This is a genomic window from Shouchella xiaoxiensis (genome assembly GCF_016907895.1).
GTDB classification, from domain to species: domain Bacteria; phylum Bacillota; class Bacilli; order Bacillales; family Bacillaceae_D; genus Shouchella; species Shouchella xiaoxiensis.
In genome coordinates, this window is record NZ_JAFBCV010000010.1 from 131,504 (window position 1) to 143,793 (window position 12,290).

The following is a 12,290-nucleotide window of genomic DNA, read 5'->3' on the forward strand; positions in this document are numbered from 1 at the left end:
GTTATTCATTTCAACCCGTTTTCGTCTGTTGTGACACGCGAGAAACAGCTTGCATCCGCTCTGCCACTTTCATCTCTTTAAAGCTAATAAACGTCTGTTTATTCTCATCATATAGGCGAAAGCGAATCGATTCAAGACTCTTTTTCAACGTAATCGTCGTCGCCGTTTGCAGCGGAGGCGTATTGTCATGCGTTTTCTCTAGATGATAGTTTGGCACTTTCGGGCTAAGATGATGCACATGATGATAGCCAATATTACCGGTCAACCATTGAATCACTTTTGGTAACTTATAATAGGAACTGCCATCAACTGCCGCTTTCACAAAGTCCCACTCGTCATCATTTTCAAAGTAAGAGTCTTCGAACTGATGCTGTACATAAAATAACCAGATTCCAGCTGCTCCCGATAGGTACATAATTGGAAGCTGCACAAGCAAGAACGCTTGCCAACCAACAAGCCAGATCATACCTCCATAAAGCAGGACAATACAGGCATTGGTTAAATGGGTATTGATTTTCTCTTTCCGCTTTGCCCCTTTTTTGTTGATCCGGTTCTCAATCAAAAATAGATAAAGAGGTCCTAAGCCAAACAAGATAAAGGGATTGCGGTAAAGACGGTATTGAAGTCGTTGCATTTTTGATGCTTCTTTATACTCTTCCACCGTCATCACCCAAATGTCACCGACACCTCGTTTATCAAGGTTTCCGCTCGTGGCATGGTGGATCGAATGACTATGCTTCCACTTTTCAAACGGAAAATGCGTCAGCACACCGCTCACATTTCCAACAACCCGATTCCACTTTGGATTACGGAAAAAACTCCCGTGGGTACAGTCATGAAAAATAATAAACGTCCGGACAACGAATCCAGCAGCGATTAATGAAAAAAGCAGGCTTAAGAAAATCGAAACATGTAAACTTTGATAAGCTAAAAACCATGCTCCCAAAAACGGAAGCAATGTATTCAGAATTTGAATGACGCCAATCTTTGTATTGGATGTCGCGTAAGGTGCAACACTTTGTTTTAATGCACGTTGTTTTTCTTTACTCATCTCACTTCACCCCAGACTCACTAAGTAAACTTAGTATAATGAAGGGGGAAAGCAAGCGTAAGACACAACTGTCATCATGACACTATGACACTTGTCATGGTGTGGTGGAGAAACCTTGATGTAGCTTTGTTTTTAGGTATCAATACTTCCAATAATTTAATTCTCCAAATCACTCAGGCTAAATGTAAACACAGCGTCATTAATTAAGCCCGTTCCCGCTGTCCCGGGCTTCACGCGAATGTATTGCTCATCGTCATTATAACTTGTGTAAACAGCAGTCCCCGTTACTTCTTCACCTGGTGCCAATTCACCTTCAATCGCATCAGCTTGATAGTCCTCATAATACTCGGCTTGGTCGCCAAATCCAGAGCCTTCTAGGTTAGCTGTATATTCAAATAAACCCGCATTTTCTTTCGCATCAATGGCTTCATCGCCAATATTCTTAATTGTAATCGAGGCTACGACATAAGCATCCAAATCCGATAATTCCCCATCGACTTCCTCAACCATATCTACACTGTTTAAGGTAAATTCAAACGAAGAGATGTTGCTATGCATGACAGCTGTATCTCCTAGACCAAGATCCATCTGGTCCTCTCCTTCTGAGCTTCCGTCATTTGTCTCACTCTCATCTTCACCCACGTCTTGATCCATCGATTCCTCTTCTGGTACTGGATCGGTTTGATTCTCCTCAGCACTATCAGAATCACTGCATGCCGCTAACATCACAGATAAACCCATCATCGTTGCCATAAGCGTTATTGATTTTTTCATATGTATCTCCATCCTCTCTGTAAAGTAGTACCTTATTGAAATAGCCTAATTCGATTTTTTTAAACACTTTGCTAATTTATTTTTATAAAATTAATTATTTTTTAAACGCAAGGCTTGAAGCGGAGATCGGAGAGTTCAACCTACTTGTTCAAGCAAAAAGCCCCCTATCAGTTTAGATAGAGAGCTCTAACCAACTATTTATAAAGATGAAACTCGCTTAGCTCATGTAAGCCTATCAACATTTAGCATCAGCGCTCTTCAACTCGCTCCAACTCATCCACTTCTCCACTCGCCGGGTAGGAATCATTGATTCCCGTAAACGTCACCCGAACCCTCTCATACAAATCAAGGTCCTCTTCAAAGCCGAAATAAATCGCATCATCTGCTTTCTCAAGCAACTCTTGCTCGGATAGCCCTTCAATATCCTCGCGATCAACACCGGATACAACCAAATATGGGCTCGTTTGCGCGATAATTCCTTCAATGTCCCAGTCGGTTTCTTCTGCTAGAGGAGAACAAGCTGATAGTAAGAGCAGGGTTGCTAGTATCGACAAAACAGAGAATCGTTTCGCTTGCATCGTTATCACCACCTGAGAAAGAGGATTATTCCTCCACTACCCGCCTCAAATTAGGACAAAACATACGGTCACACAAAAAAAACAAGAACCCTAAACAAGAGTCCTCGCTCCTTCTACATTGTCTTCCTTACCCTTCCGCCAGCTTTCGAAGCAGCTCGGTATTCTGCTCAGCCGTCCCCCGGTAATTCTCTATCCCTTGCGCCCGCGCTAGCTTTGCTCGGTTTGTATAACTCTCGTCCAGCCCTGCTCGCTTCATCCAGTCAACGATTCCTTCACCTGAGCGGACAGTAGGGAGAGAGCTGGATTTTTGTTGTGTTTCTTCTATTAAAGTCGAGAGCAGTCTCCGATTCTGCGCGGCTGTCCCCGTATACCCGGTAATCCCACGCATTTGAGCTAAATTGGCTCGATTGGCGTAGCTCGCATCCATTCCCGCTTGCTTCATCCAGTCGACAATGCTGACAGGCTGAGCTGTTTCCTTCGGCTGTGGCGCAGGTTTTTGGCTCATAATCAAGTTCTGGAACGAAGCAAACCCACCTCTCTCGTTAAGCAGCCGCTGGGGGCAGCGCTTGCCGCTCCAGTGCTGATGGGGGACAACTCGGTCTAGCGGGATGGAGAATTGCTGCATCAGCTGGCGAATGAGCTGGACGGCTTGCGCTTTTGTCTTAGTAAAGTCGCTTCCCTCATTGACACAGAGTTCAATTCCGATCGATTCGCGATTGCCCCGACCATGGCGACCATCGCCTGCGTGCCAGCCGTTTTCCGTTGTTGGTAAGTGCTGATAGATTGTACCTTGATCGTCAACTGTATAATGCCAGCTAACCGCTGTGTCTCTCCTCTTGACGTATCTAGCGTGCATTAACGCCGTTGCGTCTTTGCGCCGGTTTCCCGTTTCATGAATCGTTAGGTAGCGAGGCGTAAGCGGGAAACCCGGTCGATTTTGATTTGTCAGTGGAATATAGTCTTTTACAATCTTCACGTCGTTCACATCTCCTTCTTTACTAGAGATTAAACAAGCCGTCCCTCCCCTAGCTTGTTCCTGACAGCCGCCCACAGCTTCAGTCATTTGCGCTCATGTCGTTTTTGTTCCTTGCTAATAACCGTTGCGAGGCCAGCAATTGACTGCTGTAGCTCTTTAATAATTGGCTCTAACCGCACGAGCAAATACGATGCGACGGCGATTGGAAAGCCCACATTTGAAATGAGCGTGACCCAGTCCTGCATGTTGCCACATCCTTTCTTTTATTAGTAGCGGACGCTGGTTAAGCCAGCGCCCGCCTCGGTGTGAAGTTATACGGCAATCGTATCAACCGCACGAGTGACAACACGGGCATCAAGCTTCGTCGCAATCAGCGCAGCTTGGCCAAAGAAGACGTTGTTCGCGATCAAGATGTCCATCGCCTCACTGATTTGCGCTTGAGTTAAATCACTCTTCGGTTGCGGAACGCGGAAGGTGATTAATTGACCTTCTGCGGTGCGGAAGCGCAGTTCAAGCGTTGTTTCGTTCATAAGAATTCCTCCTTTCTAAAGAATGCCTGACAGCCTTACATTAGCTCTGAGGACTCGGACGTAAATAGCTGTTCTCAATCAATGTCGCTTCCGACAAATCAAGTTCACATAAGTCAGCAAACGTGTTTGCCACAAGGTAAAGCTGCTCAATATCTGCTTCCGGCTGAACCGCAAAACCAAAGCGGCGAACAATCAAGTTGCCGGTATCAGTAAAGCCGTTTTCCATCGCAAGCATTAAGCGCTGCGCGTACGGTTGTTTTCGGGCCATCGCTTTTTCCTCCCTTCCCTAATCTTCTGGTTAATCAAGGTGGCGGACAAGCGGTCACGGCCGGTGACGAGGCTTGTCCTGCCTATAAAATTGAAAAAAGCCCGTGGGTTCCCCACCGGCTAGCTTCAGCATAGCACCGGCGGAGAGAAGAAACAACTTATTTTTCTGATTAGAACTAATGTTTTGAAATTAGAACTCTTAGCTCGTTTAAAATGTAAAAGACTGCTTCACTACTTCCCCCGCATTCACCGGTTCCCCGCAGATTAACTCATCGCCTTCCTCATCTTGATCATGCGTTGGAAACAGGGAAAGCTGCGCTGCCATTAGCGTCACCTCGACCAGGTCGTCAGGTCGGAAGCGGTGCACCACATCAAGGTCGGCTCGGGCAATTGAGATATCGGACAACACGAGATGAATTTCCTTATGCCAGCGATCTCGCCCTGTTCGGTCAACAATATTCATTTTCTTAACAATGCCGCGCAAAAAAGACTCATCCATGTTCAATCTGCTCCAATCGTATGTTTTTGGCTTCTCCAACATGCTCGTTTATAATAGTCATTAGTTTTGTCTTATTTTTATAGGAGCCTACACTGACACCATTCACTTGAACAAGGTAGGTAGGCTTGTTTCCTTTTATCCGCAAGAGGTCCAGCGTCTCTAAAATACCGGTGCCATGACCAATGGCGAGGGCTTCAATTACCCGTCGGTCTTTTAAGCGTTTCGCATCTTTGGCAGATTGAAGCGAGTAACTTGATGTGAGGATGGCGGGCATCAACGCCCCATCTAAGCAGAGAGCTGATCGCTGCTTTCGCCCCCCATCGTTCAAATGTGCACGCTTTACAATTTCTCGCTGAAAGGCTAACTGCAAGTACGTCGTATCACGCTGATTTTTCTCACTAACGTACGAAACAAACCCCTTCTCGCTCTCACTGCCTATATGAATGGAGACGAATAGATCAGCGCCCCATTCATTCGCTAGGCTCACGCGCTCTTCCTCCGTTAATTCGATGTCTTTGTTTCGCGTCAGCAACACGCCTACCGGAAATCCAACAAGCGCTTGGCGCATTCCTTTTGCCACTCGTAATGTCAAATCTTTCTCAACTAACCCATACCCTGCTTCGCCACTATCATTCCCACCATGAGCAGGATCAAGCACCACTCGTTTTTTCGCCATCTGAATCCCTCCTTTTACGAGTTTCGATAATCGACTCCCTTTACTTTAATTAGCTTCGTTTGATAGAGCAAGCGTGAAAAAATCCGGCCGCCGTACTCATTGCGGAGCTGAAGAAGATCAAGATTCGTCGTATAAATCGTCGGACGACCTAGTCGTGCATCAATCACCTCAAACACCTTGGCGACCGCCCAACCGCTTACGTCTTCCTTTCTGTACTCCGAACCAAGATCGTCGAGCACAAGAATTGGAGCCTCCTTTAACCGATTGATTAAGTCGTACTCGCTTACCTTCCCTTCAGGCTTGTACGTGCTTTTTAGCGCCGTAAGAAAGTGGGGGGCTGAGATAAATAAGCCGTTCATCCCTCGACTCATCAGTGCTTTAACCACACCATAGGCTAGATGGCTTTTCCCAACGCCCGTATTTCCACTTAAGAGCAAATTGCCAGGCAACTTGTCCTCAAATTGGCGCACATAACCGCAGCAAGACTCCAGTGCCTCGCGCTGACTCGTCGTTTTTGGCTCATAGGACTGCAGCGTCGCATGCTCTAAATCATCGTTTAGCAAGCTGAACGTGAAGAAACGTTCTTCTTGTTCCAGCCGAATCAATTCATTCTTGCGAGCAACAACCGCTCTGCCAAGGGCAATGTCCTCGCATTTGCAGCCGACTGCCTGCGTCAGCTCTGTTCCTTTTCGCGGACCAATTAGCATCATAATCCGGTAGACAGAGATATGCTGATGGCAGCTCTTGCAGGTGTAGGAGTCCACTTTATTCGCGTCAGAATACTGCATTTGGATATTCTCGAGCAAATGCGCATTGATCGAGTTGATCATTTGGTTTACGCTCCTTTTTCAGTTTTTTTGTTCGTTTCTTGCGCCAGCCGTTCTGTTCTTCCGCCACGTCAGCAATCGTCTGCAGCCCCTTTTCTTCCCATGATCGGAGTACGGCGATGACGTAATTCATGCTTGGTCTAGGGGCACTGCCTGCCCGGTTAATCGCTTGCTCAATCAATGCCTCGGTCTCTTGAAATGGACGCCGACTAAACCAGTCACTGAGCCGCGTAGATGCAAGCTCACTGATGTTCTCAAAGCCAGCAACGTTCAGCCATTTTCTCAGGAGCGCAGCTGTTGTTGTTGTTTGTTTATCTTTTTGATTACTAAGACCTAAAGATTCTTTTGCGTACGTAGCGCGCGCGGAGGTAGCATTTGACTCAGCTGATGAGACGGTCATTGATCCATCCACTTCTCTTACTGTCGCAACGGTTTCGCCTTCTGGTTGAGCCGTCAATGCACCTGTCATTGAGACGGCTACTGCATCACTTGGGCAGTCATAATGAAAAGTGCCAATGACCTTTAATGTGTAGCGCACCAGCGTCGTCGAAGTGGAGACAATTGCCTCGATTAGCCCTTTGTTTACCAGTTCACGCCGTGCCCGAAAGAAGCTAGCTCGCGACAAGCCCATCTGCTGCTGCACGGCTTCGTTTTGCCACATAAATGAGTGTTCATCTCGAACGCATCTTTGGTAAAAAAGCACTTCGTATAGCTTGAGTGCTGATGGAGAAAACACCTCTTCTTCCTGCATCTGCTTAAACTGGATATACAATTCTCTAATCATGCAAAAGCCTCCTTAATTTCGAAACATTCAGTTATCTACTCATATGCAGCTGTGGAAATAGTGTCTCCGAGGGTACTTTATACAGCTGCGTTAACTTCTGTTCAACCTCAAGACTAGGTAAATCAATGTTTAATTCAATTCGACTTAACTTGCTTTGACTGATGGATAGCCTACTCGCCACTTCGGTTTGTGTCCAATTCTGTTCTTTCCGCAACGCAATTAATAAGCGATTTTCCCCGTATGAACGCCGTCGCCCCTTTCCTCGCTTTCTTGATTGCTCCATCTAATCTACCTCCCCTCTCTTTTATTACTAAGACTATAGCGCTAAGCGATCTGCTAAATCCAGCTTTATTTTTTACATAAAATGGTGCTCGACAGTTCTAATATCATAGGTAGGTCTTTTGAACCCGTTGCTATGACTATTTTCAAGCACGTTTCTCTCACAAGAAAAAAAGCGATCCTGTTCATGTTGGGAAATGCCGGAACCAACAAAAAAACGCTTATCTCTACTAGATAAGCGCCTAATCGTTTAAGACGTCCACTGCATTCCTCCGGTAATTGTATAAAGAACACGGCTACTCCCCTGGGCTGTTTGTGCTTCAATAAACCCACACTCAATTAAACGTGGGCGGTAGCGAAACAACTGTGAGCGCGTTAAGCCCGATAGCTTGATTAACTCTGAGTTACATAATTCAAAATGTCTCCGTTCACGTAAACGAGACTCCATGAATAGGTTCATATAGATACGCAACGCCTCTAATGGTAGTTTCCCCTGCTCATAGTAGTTTTTTACTTGCTTATACATATTCATATGCATTACAAACACCTCATCTTCATGTAAAAGTAGATGTGGCACAAAGCGGTGAATCAAGGGCCTTACCTCTGCATCCATCACTTGTACCCAAACAATGCGATAAGAGACCCAACATGACATTAGTACAAACAACCTCTGAGAAGAAATAACGAACACCAACCAATTCAACGTTATGAACATGTAATCAAGCCATTTAACGCCCCCTTGCTTACCCATAATGTTTCTTCTTTTTGACGTTTATTCCTATATTCCTGCATAATTTGCAAATATTTTGAACGATCGTAGTTTTTATTATAGGGGCTAAAAGATATACAAAAAAAAGAGAAGCAGGATCGCTCCCGCTTCTCTTGCTTTAAATCCGACGTCGACCCGAAACCAATTGGAAGATCAGCACAACTAATGCAACAACAAGCAAGATGTGCACAAGGTTGCCACCGACTTCCCCAATAAAACCAAGGAGCCAGAGAACCAACACAACGACTAAAACCGTCCAGAGCATAACGTAACCTCCTATATGAGTGATCATGCTAGTCTGAGAAACGTAAGTACACTTACCGTGAAGCCTTGTACAGTATATCGCCATGGAGTTGGAAATAGACCTGTTTCTAGAATTAATGGTTCAAATGGCTTATACCTCGTTTATTGTTATTATGATCGATAATGGAGCTATTTATCGTAGTTTTGGCCGAATCAGTGCACTTGTGCTAGGAGGTATATTAATGGATATCGCTAAAGTAGCGCCGCATTCTGTGAAGCGAGATCCCTTTATTAAAGATAAACATTTTACGTTTGATATGAGTCGCTTGGCATAGTTATTAGAAAACACGCGTACAAAAAGATAGTCTTAACCCTATAATAATAGACTGGTCTTACTTTAGAAATGAGTGAGAGACCATCCAAAAAGAAAAGCAACCGCGAACAGCTACTCTTCTCAACTATTAATTATTCAAACGGACGATTTATTTCTCCAGTTGGTTCGTAAATACGAAAGTTTCCTTTGTTTACACCCTCACTTAAATAAATATGGAGTTTCCCATTATCAATATATGCATTTTCTTGTGGGTGTTGTGTCATGGCCCGTTCAAATCTTCCAATCTCTGTCCTTAATACAATTTCTCCACTTTCTTCTTCTATAACAACTAGATGAGAAAGTTCACCGTATTCCCCATCCGGTTTTACAATAACATACAAAAAACCATTGTCATAAAGCAATTGTTGCTTTATATATCCTTCACTCCCGATACGCCAGCGTTCTCGATCTAAACTTTTTTCTAACGCGACAATGTCCCCATTCGTATAATCAGTATTGCTGCTGTAGAAAATGGTTTCTTCTGCCACAACCGGTTCTTCTCGCGCAAAGAACCGTCCATCCAACTCAACTGAATCTACCTTATTTTGAGTAGTCAGATCATAGAGCTCTAGCTTAAATGTATCTGCAAAATTATCACTAAAGATGTAAAGCGTATCGTCCACTACAAAAGGTTGTTCCCCGCCCCCTGAAGAGTAAGAATCTGGCTCATTAATTCGCCATTCTTCTTCGCCAGTGTCTTTATTTAGCGCAACAACATCTGAATCAAACGTCTCAAACATCAACAAGTGATCAACTTCGATGAGATTTGAATGGGTACGAAATTCAATCTCCCATAACTGTTCGGTCGTCTCAAGATCATACCCCATCAACATCTCATTAAAGTTAATCGCTAATAAGGAGTCAAAGATAAATATGTCACTAGGAATTGCTGCTCCATCTTCTTCTGTTCGGTATTCATATGTACGTTGTGTATCTCCAGTCCATATATCTACTGCTGCAATTTGCCCTTGCATATTGTTAGTATAAAGCAATTCATTACGATAGTTGAGGTAGCCTTCGGTGTGGAAATATGTATCCTGCCAAACTGTATCGCCTTCATTAATGTCATAAAGATAGGCTCCTTTACCGAACTCACTTGTTAGCAGTTGATTATCGCCATAATAAACGACATTATCAATGCCTCCTTCTTGAGAAATAGTCTTTGCATAACCATCATCAATATCGTCAAAATCAGTAAGTTCAACATCATCAAAATGCATAAGAACATCTGAGGATGTAGATTGATCTAAAGACTCATCTTCATCTTCATCATCTTCTTCAATACGGTTTATTGATTCCTCTTCATTATACTCATCTTCTAACACATCCTCTTCAATAGCGGCAGCTGAATCCTCTATTGGGTTGTCTTCTTCTGAACCACAAGCTGTAAAGATGACTAGCATCATACTAACCGCTGTCCATGCACACATTTTTTTCATTTAAAATCCTCCATTCATTACTATTCAAAACTTAAAGCCATTAATAAAAGATCATACAGTACCATAAATCACAGATTCAATTTAAAAAGAGCAGTTGTAGCAAAATGAAGAATCAAGAACAGCATAATTAGTTTGCATCGTCCATAGTAAACGTCCAAATAGCTTGGTTTTTAACACCATTAGCGGATAATAAGCCTTCTGTCACGCGGATATGGTATTCTTCAGACTCATTTTCTTCAAAGAGTAATTGACCATCTATCTCTTCACCACTCTCTAAGTCACCCTGCATTTGCTCAATAGCGTCATAGTAGTGTGAGTACTCACCACCACCGCTACCTTCTAAGAATCCAGTAAGTTCAAATTTATCAAGTGCATCTTCAATATCAATTGTCTCATCCTCAAGATTCTTTAATGTAATATCCGCCACAATAAAATAATCTCTTTCAGGAGTTTCGTCTCCAATACTCTCTTCAAAATTAATAGGAGCCGTTTTGCCTGAAGATGCGCAATTCGAAAGAGAAGAGATTAACGAAGCGAAAGGCTTATACATGTTGCATTATACAAGTGATCAGCTTGCAGCTGTCTTTAATGCAGCAGATGGGTATACAAACGATAATCTTGATTACCGGGAAGTTCGTGCCGATTTAGTCCCATCTGAAGACAATGAAAATGCCTATGTGGGAATTGTTTTCTCTTCTCATTAACGATGCGTTGGTCGGAAAACCCAACTCCCTATTACGCTTAATGAAACTAGAACCGCATAAGCAGACTAAAGCATAGAATTGGTACTATAAACCATTTAATTAGACAAAGTACAGTTATAACGGCGTTTAAACATAAGCATATCGGTGAATTATCGTTGCTTTTGTCTTTTCTGCTCATTTTTCCTAGCCAAGAGCGGAAAGACAAAAGCAAATAGCACTGCTGGGCCTACCCCATATAGTACGTGTTTTAACCAGTTATCGGCGAGACTGTAGTTACCTCCTTCAATCGCATAAATTGCTATGAAGCTTGTGACAGACACAAAAGTGAACGCTATTATCGCATCGAGTAAACGACTATTAGTCATAGTTGAACCTCCAAAATTTGGTTTGATTAACAAATACCCTTGGAGTTTGAGTTAAAACATAAAAAAGAGCCATACTGGCTCAAGTTACCTTCTTTCGAAAAACTAGTTGACGTGAAGCGCCCCCAATAAAAGAATCGATTGCTGTTGCATAAACCAGAGAAACACGTTCAGCAATATCTCCCTTTATCAAAAGAAATGCAGTGACAATAGATGTGGCTAAAGCGCATACATAAAATCATATTAGTTATAAATTCTTTCTTATCATGTCGTACACCTCGTTATTTTCTTTGTCTCTGCTTTATATTAGCACCTATTGAATTACATTCCCCTTTTTTATAACAATTGTACTATCCGTAATAGTGTAGTTCCGTCTGCCGCTATACAATTGCTTACTCTCTTACTGGCAGTATCCTCATTTTATGATACCCTTGTGCATGAGGTGTTTAAAAAGTGCATCAAATTGCTAAATCCGTTCTACTAATCGTTGTTGGAACATTGATTGGTTTAACAATCGATTACCTACTAAAGAACGGGGCTGGGACATGACTAAAAGTACTAATTGAAATAACGACTCATCTAAAATATGCTCATAGCACCGCTACAGGAGAATTCTTCGCTTTCCGGGGCACGGCCTCAGCCTCCTTCGTGAAAAACCGCCACTTCAGAGTCTTCAGACACGTGCTGGTCCCTCAGGAGCATTCGGAAATTTGTAGGGGGCATCCATTCCTACCTTAAGCTTGATCTACCCCTTTATTGAGACTTTTTTTCTTCCTTATCACTGATTTCTAATGAAATGAAACCCCCTCTAATAAACTGCGTATAAATGAGTGAGGTGATTAAAAATGAGAACCAACTTATACTATCTGGCAGGTACATTATTTTTGTTACTCGGAGGAATAATGTTTTTATCCAGCTCCAGTTCATTTCTTCAATTCATCTATCTTATTGCTGGCATTTGCTTTATGAGCACAGCAATGATTCAACAGAAGAAGAGTAAAGAAACAAGAAGACGATAAATGTCCTTTAAAAGCACTTAACCCTCAAAAGGTTTTTTTGTTTAACCCTGCAGTGGAATCTCACCAGTAAAATTGAACCTTTTTAAAAAACGAGTATTTAAACTTTTTTGCTGTAGCATGTTCTAGCCAAGCGACTCGAA

Annotated in this window: 20 protein-coding genes; 3 read left to right on the forward strand and 17 right to left on the reverse strand. The window is 43.1% G+C overall.

From position 1 onward, the window contains the following. Positions 1-10 precede the first annotated feature (10 nt). From desA to JOC54_RS15440, 14 genes are all read right to left on the reverse strand, one after another. Complete coding sequence (gene desA, locus JOC54_RS15375) at positions 11-1,051, reverse strand: Delta(5) desaturase DesA (protein ID WP_204467209.1); 1,041 nt, start codon at positions 1,049-1,051, stop codon at positions 11-13. 156 nt (positions 1,052-1,207) lie between these two features. Further along, positions 1,208-1,825, reverse strand: a complete 618-nt coding sequence (locus JOC54_RS15380) for a DUF4352 domain-containing protein (protein WP_204467212.1) — start codon at positions 1,823-1,825, stop codon at positions 1,208-1,210. Between the two features lie 248 nt (positions 1,826-2,073). Continuing rightward, positions 2,074-2,403 (reverse strand): DUF3221 domain-containing protein, encoded by a 330-nt coding sequence (locus JOC54_RS15385; protein WP_204467214.1) that lies wholly within the window; start codon positions 2,401-2,403, stop codon positions 2,074-2,076. A 127-nt stretch (positions 2,404-2,530) separates the two neighbouring features. After that, entirely contained in the window at positions 2,531-3,466 is a 936-nt protein-coding gene (locus JOC54_RS15390; RefSeq protein WP_204467217.1) for an N-acetylmuramoyl-L-alanine amidase, read from the reverse strand. After that, positions 3,463-3,624: a YvrJ family protein gene (locus JOC54_RS15395; RefSeq protein ID WP_081761151.1), complete on the reverse strand. Its 162-nt coding sequence runs from the start codon at positions 3,622-3,624 to the stop codon at positions 3,463-3,465. The genes JOC54_RS15390 and JOC54_RS15395 overlap by 4 nt, the downstream gene beginning before the upstream one ends. 66 nt (positions 3,625-3,690) lie before the next feature. Then, positions 3,691-3,909 (reverse strand): DUF2922 domain-containing protein, encoded by a 219-nt coding sequence (locus tag JOC54_RS15400; protein ID WP_054792689.1) that lies wholly within the window; start codon positions 3,907-3,909, stop codon positions 3,691-3,693. A gap of 40 nt (positions 3,910-3,949) precedes the next feature. Continuing rightward, complete coding sequence (locus JOC54_RS15405) at positions 3,950-4,177, reverse strand: DUF1659 domain-containing protein (protein ID WP_035417989.1); 228 nt, start codon at positions 4,175-4,177, stop codon at positions 3,950-3,952. A gap of 207 nt (positions 4,178-4,384) precedes the next feature. After that, positions 4,385-4,660 carry a hypothetical protein gene (locus JOC54_RS15410; protein ID WP_204467219.1) on the reverse strand — a complete coding sequence of 92 codons (276 nt, stop codon included), beginning with the start codon at positions 4,658-4,660 and terminating at the stop codon, positions 4,385-4,387. Positions 4,661-4,667: 7 nt separating this feature from the next. Further along, positions 4,668-5,351 (reverse strand): N-acetylmuramoyl-L-alanine amidase family protein, encoded by a 684-nt coding sequence (locus JOC54_RS15415; protein ID WP_204467221.1) that lies wholly within the window; start codon positions 5,349-5,351, stop codon positions 4,668-4,670. Between the two features lie 14 nt (positions 5,352-5,365). Further along, complete coding sequence (locus JOC54_RS15420; protein ID WP_204467223.1) at positions 5,366-6,181, reverse strand: ATP-binding protein; 816 nt, start codon at positions 6,179-6,181, stop codon at positions 5,366-5,368. Further along, a complete protein-coding gene (locus tag JOC54_RS15425) occupies positions 6,126-6,962 on the reverse strand; it encodes a DnaD domain protein (protein WP_204467226.1) in 837 nt (278 codons plus the stop codon). The genes JOC54_RS15420 and JOC54_RS15425 overlap by 56 nt, the downstream gene beginning before the upstream one ends. A 31-nt stretch (positions 6,963-6,993) precedes the next feature. Further along, complete coding sequence (locus tag JOC54_RS15430; protein WP_204467228.1) at positions 6,994-7,245, reverse strand: helix-turn-helix domain-containing protein; 252 nt, start codon at positions 7,243-7,245, stop codon at positions 6,994-6,996. A gap of 246 nt (positions 7,246-7,491) precedes the next feature. After that, on the reverse strand, positions 7,492-7,992 hold the full coding sequence (locus tag JOC54_RS15435) for a hypothetical protein (RefSeq protein WP_204467230.1): 501 nt from the start codon (positions 7,990-7,992) through the stop codon (positions 7,492-7,494). 136 nt (positions 7,993-8,128) lie between these two features. Beyond that, a complete protein-coding gene (locus tag JOC54_RS15440; protein WP_148297835.1) occupies positions 8,129-8,275 on the reverse strand; it encodes a lmo0937 family membrane protein in 147 nt (48 codons plus the stop codon). Positions 8,276-8,357: 82 nt separating this feature from the next. On the opposite strand from JOC54_RS15440, the gene JOC54_RS15445 reads away from it, so the two are divergent. Next, the gene (locus tag JOC54_RS15445) at positions 8,358-8,588 is read left to right on the forward strand and encodes a hypothetical protein (RefSeq protein WP_204467232.1); all 231 of its coding nucleotides are present in this window, start codon (positions 8,358-8,360) and stop codon (positions 8,586-8,588) included. Positions 8,589-8,718: 130 nt separating this feature from the next. Here JOC54_RS15445 and JOC54_RS15450 read toward each other — a convergent pair whose 3' ends face one another. Both JOC54_RS15450 and JOC54_RS15455 read right to left on the reverse strand, forming a co-directional pair. Continuing rightward, on the reverse strand, positions 8,719-10,065 hold the full coding sequence (locus JOC54_RS15450; RefSeq protein ID WP_204467234.1) for an outer membrane protein assembly factor BamB family protein: 1,347 nt from the start codon (positions 10,063-10,065) through the stop codon (positions 8,719-8,721). A gap of 127 nt (positions 10,066-10,192) precedes the next feature. Beyond that, entirely contained in the window at positions 10,193-10,615 is a 423-nt protein-coding gene (locus tag JOC54_RS15455) for a DUF4352 domain-containing protein (RefSeq protein ID WP_239586756.1), read from the reverse strand. On the opposite strand from JOC54_RS15455, the gene JOC54_RS15460 reads away from it, so the two are divergent. After that, positions 10,557-10,769, forward strand: a complete 213-nt coding sequence (locus JOC54_RS15460; protein ID WP_204467238.1) for a hypothetical protein — start codon at positions 10,557-10,559, stop codon at positions 10,767-10,769. The genes JOC54_RS15455 and JOC54_RS15460 overlap by 59 nt on opposite strands. A gap of 149 nt (positions 10,770-10,918) precedes the next feature. On the opposite strand, the gene JOC54_RS15465 is transcribed toward JOC54_RS15460, so the two are convergent. Next, positions 10,919-11,134, reverse strand: a complete 216-nt coding sequence (locus JOC54_RS15465) for a hypothetical protein (protein ID WP_204467240.1) — start codon at positions 11,132-11,134, stop codon at positions 10,919-10,921. Positions 11,135-11,976: 842 nt separating this feature from the next. Here JOC54_RS15465 and JOC54_RS15470 point away from each other — a divergent pair. Beyond that, positions 11,977-12,150, forward strand: coding sequence for a hypothetical protein (locus JOC54_RS15470; protein ID WP_204467242.1), 174 nt, complete (start codon positions 11,977-11,979; stop codon positions 12,148-12,150). Positions 12,151-12,290 lie beyond the last annotated feature (140 nt).